The organism is Chitinophaga sp. SYP-B3965 (assembly GCF_009647655.1).
In the GTDB taxonomy this organism is placed as follows: Bacteria; Bacteroidota; Bacteroidia; order Chitinophagales; family Chitinophagaceae; genus Chitinophaga.
On record NZ_WJFD01000001.1, the window covers coordinates 1 to 23941 of the forward strand.

At 44.1% G+C, this 23941-nt stretch carries 18 protein-coding genes; 8 read left to right on the forward strand and 10 right to left on the reverse strand.

All coding sequences use genetic code 11. The features are described 5' to 3' along the window. Window positions 1–509 precede the first annotated feature (509 nt). Window positions 510–1058, reverse strand: coding sequence for an RNA polymerase sigma factor (locus tag GFS24_RS00005; RefSeq protein ID WP_153657519.1), 549 nt, complete (start codon window positions 1056–1058; stop codon window positions 510–512). Between the two features lie 282 nt (window positions 1059–1340). Between GFS24_RS00005 and GFS24_RS00010 the strand changes: the two genes are divergently transcribed. Next, complete coding sequence (locus GFS24_RS00010) at window positions 1341–1586, forward strand: hypothetical protein (protein ID WP_153657520.1); 246 nt, start codon at window positions 1341–1343, stop codon at window positions 1584–1586. On the opposite strand, the gene GFS24_RS00015 is transcribed toward GFS24_RS00010, so the two are convergent. Both GFS24_RS00015 and GFS24_RS00020 read right to left on the reverse strand, forming a co-directional pair. Then, entirely contained in the window at window positions 1587–2552 is a 966-nt protein-coding gene (locus GFS24_RS00015; RefSeq protein ID WP_153657521.1) for a glycoside hydrolase family 43 protein, read from the reverse strand. It lies immediately after the preceding gene. 117 nt (window positions 2553–2669) lie between these two features. Continuing rightward, a complete protein-coding gene (locus GFS24_RS00020; protein WP_153657522.1) occupies window positions 2670–3086 on the reverse strand; it encodes a carbohydrate-binding protein in 417 nt (138 codons plus the stop codon). Between the two features lie 157 nt (window positions 3087–3243). Here GFS24_RS00020 and GFS24_RS00025 point away from each other — a divergent pair, with 157 nt between their 5' ends. The 4 genes from GFS24_RS00025 (at window position 3244) to GFS24_RS00040 (ending at window position 11909) form a co-directional block, all read left to right on the forward strand. Then, window positions 3244–5712: a galactose oxidase gene (locus GFS24_RS00025; RefSeq protein ID WP_153657523.1), complete on the forward strand. Its 2469-nt coding sequence runs from the start codon at window positions 3244–3246 to the stop codon at window positions 5710–5712. Window positions 5713–5829: 117 nt separating this feature from the next. Next, the gene (locus GFS24_RS00030) at window positions 5830–9078 is read left to right on the forward strand and encodes a SusC/RagA family TonB-linked outer membrane protein (protein WP_153657524.1); all 3249 of its coding nucleotides are present in this window, start codon (window positions 5830–5832) and stop codon (window positions 9076–9078) included. Window positions 9079–9088: 10 nt separating this feature from the next. After that, the gene (locus GFS24_RS00035; RefSeq protein WP_153657525.1) at window positions 9089–10813 is read left to right on the forward strand and encodes a SusD/RagB family nutrient-binding outer membrane lipoprotein; all 1725 of its coding nucleotides are present in this window, start codon (window positions 9089–9091) and stop codon (window positions 10811–10813) included. 7 nt (window positions 10814–10820) lie between these two features. Beyond that, window positions 10821–11909: a glycoside hydrolase family 99-like domain-containing protein gene (locus tag GFS24_RS00040; RefSeq protein ID WP_153657526.1), complete on the forward strand. Its 1089-nt coding sequence runs from the start codon at window positions 10821–10823 to the stop codon at window positions 11907–11909. Window positions 11910–12130: 221 nt separating this feature from the next. On the opposite strand, the gene GFS24_RS00045 is transcribed toward GFS24_RS00040, so the two are convergent. From GFS24_RS00045 to GFS24_RS00055, 3 genes are read right to left on the reverse strand one after another with little or no spacing between them, the layout of a single operon-like run. After that, window positions 12131–13021, reverse strand: a complete 891-nt coding sequence (locus tag GFS24_RS00045; protein WP_153657527.1) for an AraC family transcriptional regulator — start codon at window positions 13019–13021, stop codon at window positions 12131–12133. A gap of 11 nt (window positions 13022–13032) precedes the next feature. After that, a complete protein-coding gene (locus GFS24_RS00050; protein ID WP_153657528.1) occupies window positions 13033–13434 on the reverse strand; it encodes a nuclear transport factor 2 family protein in 402 nt (133 codons plus the stop codon). Between the two features lie 11 nt (window positions 13435–13445). After that, the gene (locus tag GFS24_RS00055; RefSeq protein ID WP_153657529.1) at window positions 13446–13979 is read right to left on the reverse strand and encodes a carboxymuconolactone decarboxylase family protein; all 534 of its coding nucleotides are present in this window, start codon (window positions 13977–13979) and stop codon (window positions 13446–13448) included. A 225-nt stretch (window positions 13980–14204) separates the two neighbouring features. Here GFS24_RS00055 and GFS24_RS00060 point away from each other — a divergent pair, with 225 nt between their 5' ends. Next, window positions 14205–15395, forward strand: a complete 1191-nt coding sequence (locus tag GFS24_RS00060; protein ID WP_153657530.1) for a copper amine oxidase — start codon at window positions 14205–14207, stop codon at window positions 15393–15395. A 97-nt stretch (window positions 15396–15492) separates the two neighbouring features. Here GFS24_RS00060 and bla read toward each other — a convergent pair whose 3' ends face one another. The 4 genes from bla to GFS24_RS00080 form a co-directional block, all read right to left on the reverse strand. Then, window positions 15493–16326, reverse strand: a complete 834-nt coding sequence (gene bla, locus GFS24_RS00065) for a subclass B3 metallo-beta-lactamase (RefSeq protein ID WP_153657531.1) — start codon at window positions 16324–16326, stop codon at window positions 15493–15495. An 81-nt stretch (window positions 16327–16407) separates the two neighbouring features. Then, complete coding sequence (locus tag GFS24_RS00070) at window positions 16408–17085, reverse strand: hemerythrin domain-containing protein (protein WP_173002912.1); 678 nt, start codon at window positions 17083–17085, stop codon at window positions 16408–16410. Window positions 17086–17089: 4 nt separating this feature from the next. Continuing rightward, the gene (locus tag GFS24_RS00075; protein WP_153657533.1) at window positions 17090–17869 is read right to left on the reverse strand and encodes a DUF5602 domain-containing protein; all 780 of its coding nucleotides are present in this window, start codon (window positions 17867–17869) and stop codon (window positions 17090–17092) included. A gap of 122 nt (window positions 17870–17991) precedes the next feature. Then, window positions 17992–19227, reverse strand: coding sequence for a sensor histidine kinase KdpD (locus GFS24_RS00080; RefSeq protein ID WP_173002913.1), 1236 nt, complete (start codon window positions 19225–19227; stop codon window positions 17992–17994). A gap of 182 nt (window positions 19228–19409) precedes the next feature. Here GFS24_RS00080 and GFS24_RS00085 point away from each other — a divergent pair, with 182 nt between their 5' ends. Both GFS24_RS00085 and GFS24_RS00090 read left to right on the forward strand, forming a co-directional pair. Further along, the gene (locus GFS24_RS00085; RefSeq protein ID WP_153657535.1) at window positions 19410–20951 is read left to right on the forward strand and encodes a tetratricopeptide repeat protein; all 1542 of its coding nucleotides are present in this window, start codon (window positions 19410–19412) and stop codon (window positions 20949–20951) included. A gap of 185 nt (window positions 20952–21136) precedes the next feature. Continuing rightward, a complete protein-coding gene (locus GFS24_RS00090; protein ID WP_153657536.1) occupies window positions 21137–23932 on the forward strand; it encodes a TonB-dependent receptor in 2796 nt (931 codons plus the stop codon). The last annotated feature ends 9 nt before the right edge of the window (window positions 23933–23941 follow it).

Below are 23941 nucleotides of genomic sequence, written 5' to 3' on the forward strand. Positions count from 1 at the left end.
AGATTTGATCTTTAAAAATGGTTGACTGCCTCTAAGACCTTTAACAGGCTTGCCCGCCTGATATTCTAAACAGAGCGCGTCAACTGAAGGGAAATGAGATGGGGACTAATACACAACATGGGCCTCCAGCCCAGTCACTCACTTAGTTCACCCCATCTCTTTCCTTCAATTTAATCCATTATTTTATCCATACAAATCTAAAGGTCACTCACTTCAGCAGTTAGTTTTTTATTTAACTCAACCCTCATCACAAAGAATCCTTTCTTCATCTTCAGGAAGCCTTCTCCCTAAAAAGAAGATCTCATCTAAAGGAAAAAATCTCTTTTCAAAAAAAAGAAAACCGTCTCCAAAAGAAAAACACCTTCTCAAAAAGAAAAACTCCTTCCCAAAAAAACACCTCCCCCCTAAAAAATAAAAAACCGCCCTTTGCTGCGCGGCAAACCCTCAGCCTATACCATAAAAAAAAGCCTGGCCAAGGCCAGGCATTATTGCAGTTTAAGTACAGAATATTAATTCAGATAGAAAATAAAGAAGAAAGGCCCGAAATTCCTTAACACACGAAGCCCAAGTTTAATATGCGTCTTAATACTATTCTTACTGATCCCCAAAAAATCCGCTGCCTCTTCATAAGACATCCCTTCCTGGTAAACAAGATGAAAAGCCCTCAACCGCTGAGGACTCAAATGAGATAATAATTTCTGCAATTTCCGATCAACCTGCCTCGCATCATGCAGGTCCGGAGTTTCCCAGGTATCAGAGATCATCACACGGGAAAAATTCATTTTCTTCTCGTAAGATTTTTTATTCTTCTCCAGTATATTAAGACAGTAATTACGCAGTGAAGTATTCAGATAGGATTTCAGATTTTTCACATTCCCCCATCCTTTAAAATCCAGCAATTTGCAAAACACATCCTGTACAGCTTCTTCAGCTTCAACAGTGTCTTTCAGAATATAATCTGCATGTGCCCAGAGTACCTTGTAGTATTTCTCATACATCCAGGTAAAAGCCTCCATGTTTTTATTATGCAGTTCCTGTACAATAATATTGTCGTCCATGTGCTAACAGTTGCTGGAGTAAAATTTAATGGTTTAGAGTTAAGCACAGCTGGAGAAAAAGTGTAGATCCTGGTATAAGATGAAACATCATCCCTGTAATATTACAAAATCTGCACTTTATTACGATGCCATAGGCTGTTAAGGACTAGTTAACAAGCCGGAAGAAAAAGGTTGTTTTGAGAGGCATAACTGGCATGTATATGTTAATCAAACGCTCTTTTATGCAAATCATTCCCCCTCTCGTTGTTAAAATTGATCTTATTCTCGAATAACCCCGGTCATATGGATAAAAACGAAATACTTGACCTGCTCATTAGAAAGCATTACAGTTTGATTTCCGAAACGGAAGAGGCTGTATTACAACAAGTACTGGCTTCCAGCAGCGAGGCAAGGGCCATGCAAACAGAAGTGCAAAAACACCCCAACGATAAAGCACTTGATCTGATGAAAAAAACAGATCTGGGTGATGCCGCTTTACAGATAAACGTAAAATACCAGCTCATGCTGGCACAAAAGAATATGCGCTAATTACTTCAACCGATTCCTATCCACCCCTTCCCTCGTGATCACCACCGGTTTGATCAACCCCTGCTCATCAAAATACATCCTCTCAATACAGGTTTCCCTGGAATTAGCCCCTTTTTCCGTTAAAGGCCTCCTGTGGTAGACAATGTACCAGCTGTTATCCTTCGGTACACTGATCACAGAATGATGCCCTGCCCCATTAGCAATGGAAGCATCCTGCTGAAGGATCTTGCCTATCCGCTTAAACGGCCCCAGTGGGGAATCCGCAATAGCATAAGACACACTATAATCAGGCCCCGTCCAGCCACCTTCAGACCACATGAAATAATACTTGCCATCTTTAATGAACATAAACGGTCCTTCTACATATTTCTCCGGGGTGATCTCTTTAAATGTACTGCCATCCTCAAAGGGTTGGAATCCTGTAAAATCTTTATTCAGTTTGGCGATATTACAATGCCGCCAGCCACCATAGATCAGGTAATACTGTCCATCTTTATCATGGAACACAAACTGGTCGATCGGCTGGGCCTTGTTATGAAATTTATCGACCAGTGGTTTGCCCAGGTGATCTTTATAAGGCCCCTGTGGTTTATCGGCCACGGCAACGCCTATACCACCCAGTTCGGAATCCTTCTGGATATCGTTAGCCCCAAAGAAGAGGTAATACTTTTTGTCTTTTTCTATAATAGAAGGAGCCCACATGGCACGTTTAGCCCACTTGATAGCACTGGTATCCAGTATGCGGCTGTGTTTTGTCCATTTAATAAGGTCAGGGGAGGAGAAGGCGTCAAAGAACACCTGTTGATTATAAGGAGCGGAAAAAGTAGGGTAGATCCAATATTGTTTGTTAAAGATAATACCCTCCGGATCTGCATACCAGCCCGGGAAAACTGGATTCCCCGCCTTTTGTGCGGAGGCGGAAGTAGTCATAACAGCTAAAATGGCCCACAGGAAAATACGCTTCATCGTGCAAAATTTCCGAAATATAAGGCCAATTCAGTAATTCCGTATAGTCGTAGGCCCAAAAACTCAGTAATTCCGTATAGTCGTAAGACCTAAAAATTCAGCCGTAAGCCCAAAAAATCAGTAATTCCTGATAAAAGCAAACCCGAAGATCTGAAACTCCCCGCTACCCTTGGCCACCAAAAAAAGATCATGCACCCCCATCGCATGCCTTAATTGCCCCGTAAGTTTTATGTTAAAAGTAGTATCCGCCGTATCAGGGATCTTCAAAGTACCTATCTTTTTCCCCCTGGGCTTATCTATCCTGAATTCCAGGGTAGGAGACCCCTTCCCCTTAATATTACTCGAAATAGTAACCTCAAACCCAATTTCCCCCATGCTCAGGTTCACCTGCCGGAATCCCAGATAGGTGCCATCCTTCATGAGGTACTTCGTCTCCGGATCCCTGGGTTCACCTGCAGGAACGAGCTGACCTCTTGCCGGGAAAGCAAAGAAAATGGATATAGCTACAATTGCAGCTAAAACAAGAGGCTTCATAGGTTATGTACGATTTCTAATTTTTATTACATAAAGATAATTAATAATACTTAGTTTCAGATGTATCTATGCCATTATTAAAAAAACATTTATCTTTCTGCCATAAATCCTAATCAACCAAAGAACGAAGATCGCCACTGCGCTTTGTTCCATCGTCATGAAATCTGTAGTAAAAGGACTTCTTTTTGTTGTTTTCAGCCTGCTTTTCATCAAAGCCTCCTATGCTCAATCCCATGGGTTGATCTTTTCTTCATTTGAAGTAGTGCAGGAAAAAAGAACTTCGCTGGATTTGGGCGCCGGAACTCCCCAATGCCTGGGAGATGATTTTGAACTGGATTTCGACCTCTCATTTCTACCGGAACACCCCGTTTATTTTGGCTACGTTTTCCGGCTCATCAATGCCCGGCAACAGAATATCGATCTCCTCTACAGTCCCAGACAGGGAGGATTCAATGTCGTTTTCGGAGAATCCATGACCGGCATCGGTTTTATTATAGACAGCGCCAGCCTGGCCGACAAATGGCATCATTTCAAACTACGGGTTAATAAAGGAGAGATCTCTTTATATGTAAACGGCAAACTCACCAGCAAAGCAAAAGCTGAACTGAAAGACGATTGCTTCCGCATGATCTTCGGGGTTTGCAACGAACCGGAATTCAAGTCAACAGACCTGCCACCCATGCAGATCCGCAACATCGGTATCTCCGTAGATCAGCAACCGAAATACTTCTGGCCCTTAAGAGAAACAAAAGGGAATGTATCTATAGATAGTCTCAGGGATAAAAAAGCCAATGTAACCAATCCCGTCTGGATCACTCCCCTCTACCAGCAATGGCAATCTGTATATGCCAAAGTAGTTAAAGGGAATGCCACAATAGATTTCGACGCCGCAAAAGAAGAAGTGGTGATCATCGCACAGGATTCTATTTACCGTTTCCAGGTAAAGAATGGTGTTACACAAACAACCGGTATCCATTCACCGGAACATTTCCTGTTAAGAGGAAGCCTGGCTTTCGTACACCCGGAAACCCATCAGCTGCACAATATTTTTCCTGATAAGAAATGGGTCACCGTATTCAATGATGAACAACAAACCTGGGAACAGCCTTTTACCGCAGCAGACGTAACAGAATACTGGCACGCCAATAAATTCTTTGCCGAAGGTTACCTTTATTTGTTAGGCGGATACGGCCAGCTCACTTACAAGAACAAGATCAGCACCTATAACTTTGCTTCTCATCAATGGGACAGCATACCCGTGAAAGGTGATCCCTACACCCCAAGATACCTCGCCGCATTAGGAACAAAAGGAAACGATGTATATATATTAGGTGGTTACGGAAGCACCACAGGAGAACAGATCCTCAATCCAAAATACCTGTACGACCTTCTGCAATTTGATCCCAAAGCACGCACCATCAAAAAAATATTCACACTCGATCCGCCCAAAGAAGCATTCTTGTTTGCGAATTCCATGATTTTACAGGATCAGCACTATTATGCACTCACTTTCCCGAACGATCGTTTTGATTCCAGGCTGCAACTGATCAAAGGCTCCCTGGATAACAATAAATATGAGACACTCGGAGATACCATCCCCTACGATTTTAAAGATACCCGCTCGTACGCAGACCTCTATTATTGTGCAAACAGTAAAAAACTGGTAGCCGTCACCTTATTAACAGAGAATAATAAATCCACAGAAGTAAAGATCTACACCATCTCTTTCCCGCCTAATGCACTCACAGCACCTGTTCGTTCTAACGCAGCAGTAAAAGTGAACTGGTGGTATTACCCTGTAGGTTTATTATTACTGGCCTTTGCCCTCTGGCTCTCTGTCAGAAAAAGAGAAAGAAAGAAAAGGACCAAAGCAATAGTACCAGTTCAGGAAGAAAAGGTCGTCAAAGAAAAAGGTCTCCCATCCGTTTACCTCTTCGGCAATTTCAGTGTAACGGATGCAGAAGGCGCTGACATCACCCGTCAGCTCACGCCATTATTAAAAGAACTGTTCTTATTAATAGGGATCTACTCCATAAAATACGGACATGGCATTTCTGTGGAAAACCTCAATGAGATCCTCTGGAATGATAAATCAGACAAGGCGGCCAAAAATAATCGGTCCGTTAATATGCTCAAGTTGAAAACCATTTTGGAGAAACTGGGCAATTGTTCCTTTAAGAAAGAATCCGGCAAGTGGGTATTCCAATATTCACCGGAAGAAATTTATATAGACCTGGCCCTCTTTTACCAGTTGGCCCAAAACAGGGAAGGTATCAATAAAGACCAGATCAGGCAGCTCCTGCAGATAGTCAGTCGGGGTGCCTTTCTCCACCAAACGGAATATACCTGGCTGGATGATATTAAATCAGACATCTCCGGTAAAGTACTCGATGTATTAATATACGCGGCCTCTACCTTAACTGATGCTGAACTACTTATCGAGATCGCCAACGCCATCTTTAATTTTGACCAGGTCAATGAACAGGCCCTGCAAATGAAATGTAAGAACCTGAACGCCCTTGGCCGTCACTCCATTGCCAGGAATACCTATGAGAAATTTGCCAAAGACTACCGGCATATGTACGACGAAGATTTCCCGCAAAGCTTTAATGAGATCCTCCATTAATGTATTAATTAGTTAGCAGTCAGGAAATTAATTACCGGGTTAATCCTTTATTAAACCCCCTGTTAAGCCCGTCCCTCTTACTTTGTAGAATATTATTTTCCACGAAACGCTTCCACGATGAAAAAGAGATCCTTATCCCGGAATCTTAGCATTTATTTATCGTTCCTGTTACTTCCTGCCTTTGCATTTGCCCAAAAAGCGACAGTGAAAGGAAAAGTACTGGACGAAAACAATCAACCACTCCCAGGTGCGGCAGTGTACATTAAAGGTACCGGCACCGGCGTACTTTCTCTGGACGACGGATCTTATACGATCCAGGTTCCTGACCAGTCAAAAAATATCCTGGTAGCCAGCTACACAGGATACTTCCCCAAAGAATCTCCGGTGATCGGCGTCACCACCCTCAATTTTTCCCTGCTGAGGAACGCTGTGAAACTGAAAGATGTGGAAGTAGTTTCGGCATTGGGATTATCCCGGCAAAGTAAAACCATCGGTTATTCTCAGCAATCCATCGATCCGGAACGCCTTACCGAAGCCCGCGATGTGAACATTGCTGCTGCGCTCGCCGGAAAAGTATCCGGTATGCAGGTAACCACATCAGGCCAGCCAACCGGTTCCGTGCGGATCGTGATCCGTGGAGACAATTCCATCACAGGTAATAACCAACCCCTCTGGGTAGTAGATGGAGTTCCCATCGACAACTCTATGGGAGATGGCCGTAACAACCTGGATTATGGAAACGGCGCCGCAGACCTCAACCCGGACGACATTGCCAACATCGAAGTACTGAAAGGTCCGAACGCTGCTGCCCTCTATGGCTCCAAAGCAGCAAACGGCGCCATCCTCATCACCACCAAAAAAGGAAAGAGCAAGGAAGACGGCTCCCTCGGTGTAAGTGTAAATCAGAACATGATGTGGTACACCATCTCTGAATACCCCGCTTACCAGAATGTGTACGGAGAAGGAAATGCATTCCGCACCGTACAGAACACCAATAACATTGTGCCCGGTACAAATGCCATCAATATGGGAGCAGGTACCCGCAGCTGGGGATCACCCATGTTAGGCCAGCCTTACAATGACTATTCCGGCAAACCGCACGGATATTACCCACAGCCTAACAATATCAAAGACCTTTATCAAAGCAGCTTCACCAATGTTACCAATGTATCGGTAGGTAAGTCCGACGAGAGATCAAACTTCCGTGCTTCCTACACTTATACAGATGGAAATGATGTGCTGGCAAAACAGAACGTGCGCAAAAAACACAACTTCAATCTTAACAGCAGCCGCAGACTGGGTAAAAAAGTAAATCTTGATGCCCGCCTGATGTACACATTGGATAAAGTAAAGAACCGCACGTTCCGTAACATGGACCCTCAAAGTCCCATGAACGCTTATATCTACATGTTGCGTAGTATCGATGAAAAAGCACTCACACCATGGAGAGATGCCGCCGGTAATGCTTTTTCTTATGGCGCACAGGGAGATGGATATGAAAATCCCTATTGGGCCATCTACGAAAATGAAAACGAAGATATCAAACACCGTGTAATAGGAGGAACCACCCTCACAATAGATCTGATGGAAGGATTGAAGTTCCGCGGCCAGATCTCCACAGACCTCACTTTTGGTAGCGGTTTCGTTTACAGAGAACCTGGTTCCCGCCAGAGTAAACTGGGTTCTTATTCCCAGTTCACCCAGCAGAACCAGACCTGGAACACAGAAGGTTTGTTCATGTACACAAAGAAATGGGGGAAAGAATTTAGTCTGAATGCCAACCTGGGTGCCAACTTCATGTCGGGCAACCAGTTGTTCCGCCAGCAGAGTGTTTCTTCTCTCCTCAATCACGACATGCCCAGCATCGCAAACAGTAATGCCTATCCTGTAGCGCAGGAAAACCTGAACCGCAACAAAGTGCATTCTGTATACGGTTCCGTAACACTAGGCTACCGTGATTTCCTGTTTTTAGATGTTACCAGTCGTAACGACTGGTCATCCACACTGCCTGAAGCAAACCGTACTTTCTTTTACCCTTCTGTAAGCGGTAGTTTCCTGTTCACACAATTCCTTCCGGAAGAGCAGGATATCATCAGCTATGGTAAACTACGTGCTTCCTGGGCAAGGGTAGGTAATGATGCAGGTGCTTACTCCTTACAATCCATGTTTAACTACGGAGGTTTATTCCTCGGTAACCCATGGCTGGATTTTGAGAACCTGCGTAAGAACCCTACACTGAAGCCAGAACGAACTACTTCGCGTGAAATAGGGATGGACCTTTCTTTCTTCAAAGATCGCATTAGCATCTCAACCTCTGTGTACAGATCAAACACCGTAGATCAGATCATGCGTGCACAGGTAGCCCGCGAATCTGGTTTCACAGAAGAGATCGTAAATGCAGGAGAGATCCAGAACACCGGTGTTGAATTATCCATCAAAGCCACGCCCATCAAATCTAAAAAGTTCTCCTGGGATGTGTTGTTGAACTGGTCTAAGAATAACAACCTGGTAGTATCCCTCACACCTGGTGTGAACCGTTATACATTAGGCAGCTGGTATGTGATGACCTCCAACGCAGAAGTAGGTAAACCTTATGGTGTATTGAGAGGAAATGCTGCTTACTATTCCGGCGATACCATGATGATAAATATCACCACTGGCCGTCCATACTTTGAAACCAATGGTTATCTCGGAAACTTCCGTCCTGATTGGATAGGATCTATCGGTAACACTTTTAAATACAAAGGTTTTGACCTCAGCTTCCTCGTGACCGTGAAATGGGGAGGAGATATTTATTCCGTTTCCAATCACAAAGCCAACGTTACCGGTAACACCATTCAAAGTTTGCTTGGCCGTGAAGACTTCTACTATAGCAGTCTCATCTTAGGCGAATCAGGAGATGAACAGAATGGTATTGGTTTATTTGGAAACGCTTACCGCGATAAAGACAGGGCAAAAGGTATTAAATACCCAGGTTACAATCCCGTACTCAATGCACAGGGTGCTCCCGTTATTGGAAAAGACGGAAGATACGTTGCCCTCAAACCAAATGAATCCTGGCAATCACCACAAGCCTACTGGCAGAATATGGATAACGACATGGGGAATAACCTCTTCGACGCTTCCAATATCCGCTTAAGTGAAGTAGTGATGGGCTACAACTTTTCCAGCAACTGGTTCCGGAACAAATTCATCAGAGGAGCAAGAGTAGCATTGATAGGAAGGAATCTCTGGACCATCATGAAACATACGCCCAGAGGTATTGATCCTGAAGCCGCCAATACAACCGGCAACGCGCAGGGTATTGAGCAGGGAGGATCTTTCCCTTATGCTACTTACGGTGTGGACCTGAAGTTTAATTTCTAAAAATCGGAACATGAAAAATCTGTGTTATCTGCTTATCATCATGTTAACAGGCTTTTCCTGTACAAAGTCTTTTAACAGAACAAATATTAATCCGAACCAGTTTGAAAATGCCACGCCGGAAGCGATCATTGCCGGCTCCATCAAAAGAACCAGCGATATCCTGGCCACTGCCAACATGGAATATCATTGGACCTCTTCGCATCTCTTATGCATTGGTGGAGGCTCCTCCCGTTATGGTGTAGGATCAGATGGTTTCTGGGAGCAATCTTATGTAGAGATCCTGGGTAACCTGAATCAGCTGGATAAAAAATACGGCACTACAGAAGCTTTCGTCAACAAAATACAAATAGGCCGTATCTGGCAGGCTTATGTATATTCTATCCTGGTAGGCACTTATGGTCCTATTCCGATGAAGAATGCATTAAGTCCCGAAGCTGGTTCATCCATCCTTTTTGATGATGAAAATGATGTGTACACAGCTATCCTCACCATGTTGAAAGAAGCAGGTGATAAAATAGATGTTACAAAAGATAAACTAAGCTACGATGTATTATATGCCGGTGATCTGGTTAAATGGAAGAAATTTGCCAACACCCTCCGTTTGAAGATCGCACTGCGCTGCCAGAAGAACCTGGGAGCAGTAGCCACCACACACATCACGGAAGTAATGCAAACGGAAGCGAATACCATTAGTGCAGAAACGGAAACAGCGAAGATGGCTTATGAGAACATCGACGGTAATCAGAGCCCTTACTTTATCCGGTACGTGCGAAATTCATTTACAACGGATATAGCCCCCAAGATGAGTGATTATATCTTCACCTGGTTCCGTTCTTACAATGATCCGCGTTTGGTTGCTTACTACGATTCCGTTCCTGCTATCAACCGTTACCTCTTACAGGATACGCTCACCAGCACATTGGACGATTCCCTCCGTATCGTCACTTACAGGATCCCGTATTTCGGTTATCCCAAAGCGCCACGGTTATTACCAGGATGGGGTTTAACAAGTGATCCGGTGGGTGGCCTGAATATCCTTACCTACTCTGATCCTAAAAAATTAGTCTTCGCCGCAGAAAAACCTTTCATCCATCTATCATATGCAGAAGCCATGTTCATGAAAGCAGAAGCAAAACTGCTGGGACTGGGCGGAGCGCAAACAGCAGAGCAATATTATAATGCCGGTATAGACGCCAACTTCGCCACCTGGGGCATTACAGGAACTGCGGCCACAAACTATAAGAATCAAAACGGTGTGAAATTCGGCACAGCAGCTACCGGATATTATAACTACCTGGGCCTCGTGAATACCAATATCCCGACAGACGATATGTTTAAGATCTGGCTGCAGCAATGGATCAACTACTATCCTGATGGCGGTTTTGATACCTGGTGCCTGGAAAGAAGAACGCGTGTGCTGGAATTCCCACCACATACCAATCCGGCTAATCAGTTTATCAATGCTACGTTTTCTTTATTGCCTAACAGATGGGTATATCCAACTACCGTGCTTAACTATAATGCACCGGGATATAATGATGCAGTAGGTAAACTGGGTGGTGATGAAAGAAGTCCGTATGTAAACCTGAACTTCCTGCAGCCACTTCCTACCAAAGACTGGAATACCCAAACCGCTGTATTGAATTTTGGATTCGTGCAACATTGGTATGGTACCACTATTCAATCCCTGCAGAACAATGGGATTGCTTACACCCTTATCAGAACTTATAAATAATTGAATGATGAAGAAGCTATTGATATACGCGGCAATGATCTCCCTGGCAGCTTGTACTAAGGATGATGGCCCTAAAGCAGAAGATCATTTTCTGAATTACGAGATCCCGGAAGTACCCGTTACGGAGAACTATACCGTAGGTGCTTTCTATTATGAACTGGGTAGTTTCAATGCCAATATAAAAGAAGAGCCGGTTGTTGGAAAGTACACCATGCCCAATGGTGTGATCCAGCCCGCTATTATGACAAAACACCTGGAATATGCTACCAAGGCAGGAATAGATTATTTCCTCTTCTCAGCCCGTTCTGCATTGAGGGATAATGGTGCATTCAAAAGAGATTCCACCATCATTAAATCTTACCTGGATAATTCAGCCGCTTCCACTGTAAAGTTTGCAGTTACTTATAACCTGAATAACGGAACATACGGTATAACTGCCACTGCGCCTTTAGAAAAGGATGCCCTGAAACTGGAACAGTTCTTCCAGGATTTTGAAAGGCTGGCCTATCTCTTCAGCAGCCCCCAGTACATGGAGGTCGCTGGCAAGAAGTTGCTCTACATCACCAATGCCCAGAATTTATTTTCTGATAACAACAAAGCCATCTACACGACACTCCGTGCACGCCTAAAAGCAAAAGGTTTTGACGTTTACATAGTAGGTATGCAGGACAGATGGACGCCTCCGGCCCGTTACTTTTTCCGTTACGAAGGTTGCGTGGATGCCATCTATCACCAGAACTTCCGCCCTGATGCATATGACAGGTTCTACCTGTTGCCGCAAATGATCAACGAGAACTGGAAGTATTCCAAAAAGTATTACAAGGATAACTGGAATGTAGATTACGTAGCGAATGTATTCCCGGCCTACAGCTGGCTTATAACCGCTCCCACAAGCCTCAATCCCAACGTAGAAAGAAAAGATAACGGCGAGATGTTCAAAAAAATGTGCAACGTAGCCAAAATGAATGCCAGCACAACCAACAAGCTGATCCTGATTGATTCATTCAATAAATGGGATGAAGACCTGCAAATAGAACCGGCCAAAAGCTATGGTGAGTTATATTTAGATATTATAAGAACGCAGTTCAAGAAATAAGGCGAGTTATACCCGCAAAGAAATAGAAAAGCAAAAGGCTGACCAATTGGTCAGCCTTTTGCTTTAATTTTTTTAATGGAAGAAAATCATTGATCCCTCCAAAAGAAAAAAAGCCTCAGCCTTTTTATAAAAGAAACCCTTGATCCCCCAAAAAGAAATCCCTCCTTAAAAGAAAAAAAATCTCCGCCCTTTGCTGCGCGGCAAGCTCCTTGCCAAAAAAACTAATTCAATCCCCCCTCAGCCCTCGCAAACCCCACATTACTCCTATACACCTGCGGCGAAACATTCACATTATTCTTAAAAAACCGCGAGAAGTAATACTCATCCCCAAACCCCAACTCAAAAGCAATCGCCTTCACCGGCTTGGAGGTGAGATACAACTCCCGCTTCGCCTCACTAATGATCCTCTCAGAGATCATACTCGTCAATGTTTTATTAAAATGCGTTTTCGTGATCTTCGCCAACGCTTTCGCAGAAATATTGAGCAAACTCGCATAATCACTAGCAGAATGTTTCTCCTTAAAATTCGCCTCAATCGCATCCTTCAACTTCTGCAACACAAAAGGCCCTTCCGGCAATTCCCCCTGAACACGCGTCTCACCAGTAAACTCAAGCCTTGAACGGGAAGCCGTGATCAGAAATATTTTCAGATAAGAAGAAAGCAGTTCATGCTGTGCGAGCGCTTCTTCCTTCAATTCCTCCCGCATCTGTTCAATAAGCACCAACAATTTCGCCGTTTCAGCAGGCGAGAGGTCATGATAAGGCGGCTGATAGATATTGTTGAAAAGGATACCATTACAAGCTACCTCATTATGATGTTTATAGATACAGAAGAAATCCGGATGAAAATGGATCACGAATCCTTTGCAATCCTGCATTTGAACCAACTGAAACGGTTGATAAAGTGTCAGGCAAACTAATTCATTCTCCTTCACATCGTACGTAGACAATTCTGCATGCAATTTCGCTTCCCCTTCCGTGATCAGGATCATGGTATAATAACTCATCCGTTGCATTTCCTGCAAGTGAGTACTATCTTCCAAAGTGGTCACCTTAAAAGCCAGGTGTTTAGATAGCTGATTGATCAGCGTGTAAGTATATGCAGACATCATGGCAATTTACGCTATTTAAACTTTCGTTCCTCCGCTGAGATCGCAAGATCATTGATACTGGCAAAGCGTTTCCGCATCAATCCTTCTTCATCAAACTCCCACATTTCATTACCATAACTGCGAAACCATTGCCCATCCTTATCATGCCATTCATATTCAAAACGAACCGCCATCCTGTTCTCCCGGAATCCCCAGAGTTCTTTTTTCAGGCGGTAATCCAGTTCCCGTTCCCATTTCTTTTGGAGGAAAGCTTTCACCTGCTCCCGTCCATTGATAAAATCCGTTCTGTTGCGCCATTCCGTGTCTATGGAATAGGCCAGGCATACCTTTTCAGGATCTTTACTGTTCCAGGCATCTTCTGCCAGTTGCACCTTTTGCAGGGCTGTTTCGTAAGTGAAAGGAGGCTTGATCATATCAAAATGTTTTAATTTAATTCAGGAGCAAGAGGGAAATCGATAGCTATATCCGTCAGGTTATGGAGATAGTTCATGATTGTTTTATCGCCCACCAGCAAGATAAGGTCTACAAGATTACCCTTGGTGTAACCCGCCTCAAAGAAAGCATCCAGTTTTTCAGGAGTTACATGACCTTTGTTCTCCGTAACATCCTTCGCCATTTGTACCAGGGCATTTATTTTGGGAATGCTGCTGCCACCTTTGCGGATCAGGATGATCTCTTCATCTGTAAAACCATTCATTTTGCCCAGCATGGTGTGAGCGCTCAGGCAATATTTACATCCATTGATCTGGCTCACGATCAGGTTCACCGCCTCTTTTTCTTTGTTGGAAAGGGAAGTGGGAGCATTCTGGAAAGTCAGGAACTTGCTTAAGGCATTGTCTGAATAAGCCATAGTAGCATAAAGATTAGGAACCATACCCAGTACTTTTTTCAGGGTATCAAAGCTTTGCTGACTAGCTGCGGAAACTTCTTCTCTAACAGGAACTTTAAACGTTGTCATGATTTTTTGTTTTTGATACCACAAAGTTGCCCCTAAAACAGCAGCGGGAAAATGGAGAAATGACGCCAGGGGATGGATGATTTTTCCTAGCTAAAGGAGGGAGGAGAATTGACTGTTTAATATTTATTTTAAAAACATAGTGCAGTTAATAAAAATAATTATTAAGTTTGGTCATTCAATTAAATAATTGAAAGAACCACGTGTAGAGCCAAACTTATAAAATATATGAAGCAACCAAACTGGAAGCCGCTTTTGTTCACTTGTACAATGGCCGCAATTGGCCTGCAGGCACAAGCGCAGCAGGAATTGAAGCCCGAATTGCAGCAGGCTATTTTGAAGACCCGGCAGGGCAGTATTGTAGAATTACCGGATTTTCTGACGGAAAAGATCCAGAACATCGGTTACCAGAAAGTGGTTTTACCTGGTCCACAGCATGTGATCTCAGACGATCCGGAATATATCCGTGTGCCGGAAGCCATTGCATTACAGGAGCCGGTACAGCCAGGGGCTGTCAGATTATATGTATATAACGTGAACGGGGTAAAAGAACCCGCCAAAATAGATCGCAGGATCACCGCTGTTATTAAGAACAATGGTACCGCTGATATGCATATCCGTATGTTGAAATATTCCTCTCAGAAACCCAGCACCAATTATTACCAGGTTGGTAAGCAGGGGCTGGCAGATTATTTCGCTTCCAGCCCACAAAACACCATCCGCACTGTAAAACCCGGACAAGTCATTGCCATCGACGAAAAGCTGGAAAAGTACATAACGAAGTATGATGAGCTGGTACATGGTTTCTATGAATTCACGATAGACCAACCCGGCGAGATCAGCATTCTTCAAACAGATCTCAATACATCCGGCCCTAAAGCCCTGAGCCGCATCAAAACAATAGTGCCACCAAATGGCCATAATGCAGGCCGTGGAGTATTTGGTGTAAGCAATTACCGGATAATCACAGACAGTGTATACGATACAAAAGAAGGTGTGAAAGAGATCATCGTAGCAGATGGCGATAATGATCCATGGGTATCAGGAAAAGAAAAGAATACCCCGGGCGTGGCAACTTTAGCAGGTAACTACGGTGTGATGTATTATATTGAAATGAAGTGGAAGAGCACAGACGGTAAAGGCTTAGCGTTAGTAACATGGAATTCCCGCAGTGGCAATAACCAATGGTGTGGAGGAATGGCCAATACGATGGTAGTAAGCGATGGCAAATTCAAAGAGGGCATCATCCAACTCCCCAGTGACAGGCTGGTAACAAAACAAGCCCCCGAAGCCATCCTGATCCAGGTCTTTAAACCAGCAGCCAACGGAGAAGAACAAACCATTCGTCTAACCTATTCCCCTCCCGGCGCCTCCTGCTTACCAACACCACTGATCTTTATTCCCGTTGATCTGAAGTAAAAAACAGGTGGTCAATATAAAATAAAGAACCCGCCCCACGGTAGTGGCGCGGGTTCTTTATTTTTGAAGAGGGTAAAATATATTCAATAAAAAATACTCACTTCTCACCAAGCTTCTTATCATACGCCTTCTGCAATTCATTCAACGCAGCATCATACCCCTTCTGATCCCTAAACACCTCAGGACTATAACCATCCCCTGCCTTATGCTTCTCCTGCAACTTAAACTGACTGGCATGAGAAGAAAGCCAAAGATCAAATTTCAGATTCTTCATTGCATCCAGCGTATAAGCATAATCCTTACCCACCTCCGGATAACGCGGCATACCAGAAAGCTTAGTATCATCAAGAATGGAAGGCATATTCGCAATCAACACCCGGTAAGAATCAACCGTAAATAAAAAACTACTGGCCCCTTTAGTATGCCCCGGATGGTGTAACATGATAACATGCATCCCTCCCAAAGCCAATGTATCCCCATCAAACAACAAACGATCCGCTTTAACAGGTTCGAATTGGAATGCACTCCCCAGCACATAATCAGATTTCCCTCCATCTGCCAATACCTCCGCATCCTTCTCATTGATCATCATCTTAGCCCCCGTTAATTTCTTCACCTCCGCCATTCCACCAACATGATCAATATGCGCATGCGTAGTCAGCAATATTTTTATATCAGCAAACTTAAACCCCAACGTCTCCACATGCGAACGGATCATGGGAACAGATCCCGGCGCACCTGTATTGATAAGTATATGCCCCTTCGGCGTAGTAATAAGGTAACAGGCCAGATCATAAGTGCCTACATAATACAGGTTCCCTGCAATCCTGAATGGCGTGTAATCCGATGTCCAGTTGTCAGGAAAAGATTGAGCATTAGAGAAGAGGCTGCTCAACAGCAGTAACGTAATGGATAATAATTTTTTAAGCATAACATAGTAAAGATAAAAAAAAACAAGCCCACCCCGCACAAGCAGGATGGGCTTTATTTTCTTGGGGTTAATTAAACTGAACTAAGCAAGCAAGGCTCCTTCCGTCAACGAAGCCTGCACATCTTTCAACCTGTTAACAGACAACTCTTCCTCTGCTAACGTCATAAAAACAGCAAACGCTTCCGGCGGCGCATTATTCTTCACACCATTCAACCAGCTGATAACTTCTTCATTATTGATCCCCCGCATGATCCAGCGGCTTTCATCTATAAGGACATCAGGTGGTATAGTAGTGATCAATGCATGTTCTATCAGGAAGATCTCCTCATCCGTATAATATTCCCATAACACCTGGTTAAACAACAGCTCTTCCTTGTTCATATGATAGAGATTGAACGCAATGAAGGAATTGAAGTCATATAACATATGTAACCCTGCATTTCTTTTCACTCCCTCATTTAAAGAAGACCGCCACTCTTTGATATGCTTATTCAAACTATGGGACAATGCATGATCCGTTACATGTTCGCTCTCTAGCTCTTCCACCAGTAACCTGGCATGTTTCCTAACCGCCGGCAGGATAAATTCATCCTCATGATCCGCATGCTGATCAAAGTAGAACAGCACTTTCTCCAGTTGCAGGATAGTAGCAGTAGCCTGCTCTTCCTGTGCAAAATCCGTTTGCTGGATACGGAGTGCAGTATCATACAGCATTGCCCTGAGACCTTTATGGATCTGATTGAAAATATTATAACGCATGGTCTTATGATTTCTGACGATGTACAAATCCTTCCAGGATAATGTCGATAGTTTTACCTGTTTTAACGATCCTGTATTTGGTAGGATAATAACCATCCCGCTCAAATTTTGCAGGTACCTTGATAGTTTTTTCAAAATTGTTCTGCGCTTCAACGAACTGTTTTGTGATCATCGGCTCATAGAACAATACTTTTCCTTTGAAACTACCTACGATAAAGGTTTCCGTAAAAGGAACCGGGTTTTGCGGATTGAGCTCAGGAGAGGTGACGTCCACCCAGTGCCTTCCCATTTTTGGTTCACCACCTGGAGGAGAAAAATAATCCGGATGGAAATAATCAGCGGCTGGTGCATTGTCAAAATCTGCAGGTGCCTGTACATAAGTAGGGATGGCATCTACATAAGCCTCAGATTCCATGTAGTAGTGGAAATCAAAATGTGGTATGCCATAAATATTCAGTGGCTCATGACCATTAGGATTCCAATTCACCACTACATGATCAAATGGTGTGAGCTGTTTCTGGGCAGGTAACCGAAGGGTAAAAGCACTTTCATGTGCATGGCCTTCTCCGCCCTGGGGGAGATTAACAAGTGCAGCAGGTGTAAGAGAAATACCGAGGGCTTGTGGTTTTTGCTGTGCATCCATTTTTACCCAGGCCCAGGCTTTACCATTGCCCATGTTTACTTCAGGTCCGTTAAATACATCTTTGTTTTCCGTTGGGTCCTTTTTACAGGCAACAAACATCAGCATGGCAAGAGAGAGCGTGCTAATTACGATTCTTTTCATAATTGAATTTTGGGGTGAATAGTTTTGATTTATTACACCACAAAACTTGTCATATTATCGCCGTAAAGAAAGCGATGAATGTATTAACTGTCGTTTTTTATGTATGAAACTTCAATTTTGTATTATGACAAACTAAAACCTTTGATCCGTCCTTCCGGTAATTGCACCGTAAAAGTACTGCCACTTCCATTGCTGCTCTTCACTTGTAACTGCCCGCCATTCTGCACAGCAAATTCATGGCAAAGCATCAGCCCGAGCCCGCTGCCTCTTTCTCCGCTGGTACCATAACCTGGTTTAGCCTGGAAAGAAAATAACTGGTTCAACTTATCAGGAGGGATACCGACCCCTTCGTCAGTCACCTGTATATGGATCATACCGGCTGCGGAACTTACACTGAAATAGATCCTTCCGCCGGGATGACTGAATTTAATGGCATTGCTCAAAAGGTTGCGGAGGATCACCGCTACCTGGTCTTTATCTGCATAAACGGAAATAGAATCTGCCAGTTTAATATCGATAGAAAGTCTTTTTTCTTCAATACCAGATTCAAAGAATTGCAGTACTTCCGCTGTTAGTGGCGCGAGGTTAAAGTTCTCTGGTTGCGCACGGATACCTTTCATTTGTCCTGCACTCCATCGCAGCAAGTTATCCAGTGTGCCGCCGAGCTGTCCTACTTTTTTATGTAGTTCTACGGCTGCTTCGCGCATATCCATTTCTCCATATTCTCCCTTCTGGAACATATCCAGTAACAATTCCAGTGTAGCAAGCGGCCCGCGGATATCATGTGCAATGATGGAAAAGAGTTTCTCTTTATCACGGTTCATAGCTGCCAGTGCCTGCCGTTGATTTTCTTTTTCCTGCTGGTAATCCGCATGCACCTGTTTGTAATAAGTGAGGGCCAGTATGATAAAGGTCATCGCACAGACCACATTGCCCCATAACCGCCTGTCCGGTACAGGCACATCCGGTTCCCACAGATAGGGCGGGAACAAAACAAGTACCATGCAGGCTATGATCAGCAGGGAAAGACTGATCACGATCCATTTATTATCATACACCAGCACCGTAATGATCAGGATGTTCAATAGGAAGTACTCCGTACCATTATGATAGAAAAACCCGGAAAGCGTATAAAGGATAATGCTGTATATAATGAGTAAAAGGCGGGCACTTAAGTAGGATTGCCGTTTGTGCAGAAAGAGCACCGTAAGGCTGCCCGCTGCATTTAGAATATTAATAACGCTGAGCGGATACCTGCCCTGGAATATATTGAGCACAGCAAACATGAGCATCATAGGGATCCAGGGCACAGCCAGCAGGTTGAGCAATTTTGTCCGCCTTGCCTCAATAAAAGGCATGCCGGGATGTATACCGATGTTTAGAATTTGTGAAAAATTGTTGGTTATAGTCTTCTGGACACGGTTAAAGGGATGTTCAGACATAGGGTGCAAAGATAATGATCAAAATAAATGATTTTCAAACCCGCTCCTTAATAATAACATAACATTAGAACCTTTTCTTTGCTGGATTATTGTTGACTATGCTCTTATTACGATTTGTTTTAACAGGTTTGCTGCTGTTTTCCGCCGCACTCCATCTGCTGGCACAGGAGGAAAAAACCTTCATTATTCACCAGTCAGGGCAAGCCCGGCCATCTGCCGATTCTTCTTTCCTTGCCCTGAAAGATGCAGCTGGCAAAGCTATGGAGAAAGGTGACATAACAGCTGCCGCACTATACCTCCGGCAAATGGGCCAATTCTGTTATCACCTCGGCCACTATCCCCAGGCCCTGGATTATCATTTACAGGCCGGTAAACTTTTCAAGCAACAGGGTAAAGAAATGTTGCGCGCAGAAAATCTGAACGACATCGGCACCTTATATTATTATAACCGTCAGCCCTTTTTGGCCCGGGATCAATACAATGAAGCGCTCAATATCTATAATAAAGCGCAGCAAAAGGAGGGAATAGCCTTTACTTATGGCAAGATCGGCCACTCATATGAAAAACAACAGCTCTACGACAGTGCTTTTTATTACCAGCGGCTGGCACTGGCCCAATACCTTCAGATAGATAACCATACCGGCATGGCCAAGATCTATGAAAACATCGGCAGCATCCATGAGGACCAGGAACGATATGATTCTGCCGCCCAGTATTTCCGCCAGGCCCTTGCACTCAACCAGCAAACCGGCGATTCCGTTGCCTGTATTGAGATCTTTAACAACCTGGGCGATGTTTTCCGCAAAACCGGCCGTTATCAGGATGGCCTGCTCCAAACCCGTAATGCCCTTGCACTGGCCCTGAAAGTAAATGAGCAATACCAGATCTGCAGTGCCTATCGCGACATAGCTAAATCTTATAATCTGATGGGCAACAATGACAGCGCCTATCATTACCTGGAACTCAGCCGGTATCATCTCCTGCAGATCTATTCCCAGGAAAACGGCCGCCAGGTAGCCCTCCTGCAAACTATGTACGACATAGAAAAGAAGAATAACGAGATCGCAGGATTGCGCAATACCCGTAATATCATTGGCGCCATTGTAATAGTAGGGATCCTGCTGGTTATCATGGCCATGCTCATTATCAGCCGCCAGCGGCTCAAGATCCACAATGCTGCGCTGGCAGAATTTAACCTGAAACAGGAACTGGAAGTCCGCTCAAAAGAACTGAGCACCCACACCCTCCATATTATACAGAAGAACCAGCTATTGGAAGAACTACACCAAAAGCTGGACGACATGGTAAAAGAAGACCGCCGGGACCAGAAGAAACAATTGAAACAATTGCAATCGCAGATCAACCAGAATTTTAATCATGATCAGCATTGGGATGAATTCCGGGGGATTTTTGAACAGGTACACCAGGCCTTCTTCGACAAACTCCGGGAATACAGTGAAAACCTCACAGCAAACGACCTCCGCCTGGTAGCCTTATTAAAAATGAACCTGGCCTCCGGAGATATTGCCACCCTGTTAGGTATCTCAATGGACAGTTTAAGGGTGGTGCGCTATCGTCTCCGCAAAAAATTGAACCTGCCGCAGGGGGAAAGTTTGTCGGTTTTCATACAGTCGTTATAGTGGTAACGTTAACTTAACAGGCATTTTGTAACGGCTATTAATACTGATAATCAATCGTTTAATACTATGCTGTTACCGCTTTGTTCACGCTCTGGAAACGCCTGTATCCTTTTTGTTCACGGTGGAAATTTGATTTCAGGCCCCTTCCAAAGGCATATTTGTGAAGTCGAAAAAAGACTTACCGAATGAAAAAACTTTTATCAGCAATTATCTTTTCCTGTTTAAGCATAGCATCCTATGCACAGGGTACCGGTCTTGTTACCGGGCATGTAGTAGATAAAAACCAGCACTTAAACCTGCCAGGAGCTACCTTAAAATTAAAACCCGGTAATCACTATACCGTGTCCAACCAGCAGGGGAGGTTCGAATTCCTGAGCGTACCCGCCGGTACCTATACCCTGGAGATCACTTACATCGGTTACGAAAAAGCTTCCCAGGAAGTAACGGTGACCGCAGGTAAGACTGCAGACGTGAACTTTAAACTGGAAGCCGGTGGTGTTGTGGGGAAAGAAGTACTGATCGTGGGAGATCGTTTGAGAGGTCAGGCCAAAGCCCTGAACCAGCAAAAGAATAATCCCAATGTAACCAATATCGTATCTGCGGACCAGATCGGCCGTTTTCCTGATGCGAATATTGGAGACGCCATCAAACGTATTCCCGGCATCACCATGCAGAACGACCAGGGTGAAGCACGTGATATCATCATTCGCGGATTAGCGCCTGAACTGAACTCAGTAACGCTGAACGGAGACCGGATACCCTCTGCGGACGGAGATAACCGCCGTGTGCAATTGGATATTATCCCTTCTGATATGGTACAGACCATTGAAGTAAATAAAACTTTAACCCCGGATATGGATGCAGACGCTATTGGCGGTTCTGTAAATCTGGTAACCCGTGCCGCACCAAATGGCCCGCGTGTTTCCGCAACATTATCCGGTGGATTGAATCCCATCCGTAATAAACCATTATACACCGGTTCGCTGGTATTGGGGAACCGTTTCTTCCAGAATAAACTGGGTGCCGTACTGAGTGCATCTTACAATAACAATGATTACGGTTCTGATAACGTAGAGGCCGTTTGGGCGAAAGATGATATGGATAAAGTGTACACAGAAGAGATCCAGGTTCGTCAATATAATGTACAACGTATCCGCAGAAGTCTCTCTGCTGCACTGGATTATAAGTTCAATGCCAAAAATACCATTTATGCCAATGCTATGTACAACTGGCACTACGACCGGGAAAACCGTTATGCATTGAGCATTGAGGACATTGAACCGGAATATGATGCCAATGATCAGCTCACTGGTTATGTAGGTTCTTTATCCCGCGAAACAAAAGGCGGTATCGATAGTGACCGGGGCAAAAGCAGAAGGCTGGAAGAGCGTAAAGTACAGAACTACTCCCTGAGAGGTGAACATTTATTGGGTAGTAAAGTAGACCTGGACTGGGGTGCCAGTTATTCCACTGCCGTAGAGAATACCCCTAATGAACGTTACATCGCTTACGAAGCAGAAGATGTGCCCGTACAATTAAACCTCTCCGATATCCGTTTTCCGCTGGCTACCAGCACGGGTACATCTAATTCAGATTTCGAATTCAATTCCGTTACAGAGAACTCTGATTATACCAAAGAAGATGAACTGGGTCTGAAACTGAATATCCGTTTCCCTTTCAGCATCCTGCCACAACAAAAAGGCCGTTTACGTATAGGTGGAAGATTACGTCTGAAAGAAAAGAAACGTGATAATATCTTCTACGAATACGAACCCACTTCTGATTTCGGAGACCTCAGCACCATGCCTTCTATTTCCTTTGACGGGAAGGGTTTTGCACCAGGTGCTAAATATGTACCCGGTACTTTTATCGTGAATACTTACCTCGGTGGTTTGAAATTAAACGATCCTGCTTTGTTTGATAAAGAAACAGATCCTTCTGAATACCTCGCAGAGAACTTCAGCGCCAAAGAAACCATCACAGCCGGTTATGTTCGCTGGGATCAGGACTTATCTTCCAAACTCTCCATGATTTCCGGTGTGCGTTTTGAGAATACCAGCATCGATTACAAAGGAAACATTGTAGAGGAAGAAGAAGACCTGGAAGGTGTACGCAGTGTAAAGAACAGTTACCTGAATGTATTACCGGGTATCACATTCAAATACAATGCAAGCAATGAACTGGTACTGCGCCTCGCAGCTACTACTTCCATCGCCCGTCCAAACTACTACGATATTGCTCCTTATATCAGCAGCATTGTGGAAGATGAAGAACTGAGCGCAGGTAATCCTAACCTGAAAGCAGCTTATGCCTGGAACTTCGACCTGATGGGAGAATACTATTTCAAATCCGTAGGGATCCTTTCAGCTGGCGTGTTCTACAAGAACATCAACGATTTCATTTACACTTACAGTGATCAGCAATATTCTACAGAGAAGTTCGCCGCAGAATATCCCGGTGAAAAGAACCCTGTGCCAGCTGGCGACCGTTGGACTTACAAACAAGCAAGGAATGGAGATAACGTGAAAGTATATGGTTTTGAAGTAGCGCTGCAACGTCAGTTGTTCAAAGGTATAGGTATCTATCTGAACTACACTTTCACCAAATCAAAAGCAGACGGTGTGTATAACGGAGATGGTGAAAAGCGTGATGGCGCTACCTTCCCGGGTACTGCACCGCATATGTTCAATGCTTCGCTTTCTTATGAGAACAAACGTTTCTCTGCGAGGATCTCCGGCAACTATGCTGCTGCTTACCTGAATGAACTGGGTGGAGATGAATTTGATGATGTGTACTACGACAAACAATTTTTCCTGGATGCCAACGCATCGTACAAAATAACCAAACAATTACGCGTATTTGCAGAAGCAAACAACCTGACCAATCAGCCCCTGCGTTACTATCAGGGCGCATCAGACAGGACGATGCAAATGGAGTTCTATCGTCCGCGTTACAATTTTGGTTTTAAGTTTGACTTATAAAAATTACGT

Coding starts and splice junctions, on each gene's coding strand:
- GFS24_RS00005 (WP_153657519.1), bottom strand. CDS start 1,058: ATGGACGACAATATTATTGTACAGGAACTGCATAATAAAAACATGGAG.
- GFS24_RS00010 (WP_153657520.1), top strand. CDS start 1,341: ATGGATAAAAACGAAATACTTGACCTGCTCATTAGAAAGCATTACAGT.
- GFS24_RS00015 (WP_153657521.1), bottom strand. CDS start 2,552: ATGAAGCGTATTTTCCTGTGGGCCATTTTAGCTGTTATGACTACTTCC.
- GFS24_RS00020 (WP_153657522.1), bottom strand. CDS start 3,086: ATGAAGCCTCTTGTTTTAGCTGCAATTGTAGCTATATCCATTTTCTTT.
- GFS24_RS00025 (WP_153657523.1), top strand. CDS start 3,244: ATGAAATCTGTAGTAAAAGGACTTCTTTTTGTTGTTTTCAGCCTGCTT.
- GFS24_RS00030 (WP_153657524.1), top strand. CDS start 5,830: ATGAAAAAGAGATCCTTATCCCGGAATCTTAGCATTTATTTATCGTTC.
- GFS24_RS00035 (WP_153657525.1), top strand. CDS start 9,089: ATGAAAAATCTGTGTTATCTGCTTATCATCATGTTAACAGGCTTTTCC.
- GFS24_RS00040 (WP_153657526.1), top strand. CDS start 10,821: ATGAAGAAGCTATTGATATACGCGGCAATGATCTCCCTGGCAGCTTGT.
- GFS24_RS00045 (WP_153657527.1), bottom strand. CDS start 13,021: ATGATGTCTGCATATACTTACACGCTGATCAATCAGCTATCTAAACAC.
- GFS24_RS00050 (WP_153657528.1), bottom strand. CDS start 13,434: ATGATCAAGCCTCCTTTCACTTACGAAACAGCCCTGCAAAAGGTGCAA.
- GFS24_RS00055 (WP_153657529.1), bottom strand. CDS start 13,979: ATGACAACGTTTAAAGTTCCTGTTAGAGAAGAAGTTTCCGCAGCTAGT.
- GFS24_RS00060 (WP_153657530.1), top strand. CDS start 14,205: ATGAAGCAACCAAACTGGAAGCCGCTTTTGTTCACTTGTACAATGGCC.
- bla (WP_153657531.1), bottom strand. CDS start 16,326: ATGCTTAAAAAATTATTATCCATTACGTTACTGCTGTTGAGCAGCCTC.
- GFS24_RS00070 (WP_173002912.1), bottom strand. CDS start 17,085: ATGCGTTATAATATTTTCAATCAGATCCATAAAGGTCTCAGGGCAATG.
- GFS24_RS00075 (WP_153657533.1), bottom strand. CDS start 17,869: ATGAAAAGAATCGTAATTAGCACGCTCTCTCTTGCCATGCTGATGTTT.
- GFS24_RS00080 (WP_173002913.1), bottom strand. CDS start 19,227: ATGCCTTTTATTGAGGCAAGGCGGACAAAATTGCTCAACCTGCTGGCT.
- GFS24_RS00085 (WP_153657535.1), top strand. CDS start 19,410: ATGCTCTTATTACGATTTGTTTTAACAGGTTTGCTGCTGTTTTCCGCC.
- GFS24_RS00090 (WP_153657536.1), top strand. CDS start 21,137: ATGAAAAAACTTTTATCAGCAATTATCTTTTCCTGTTTAAGCATAGCA.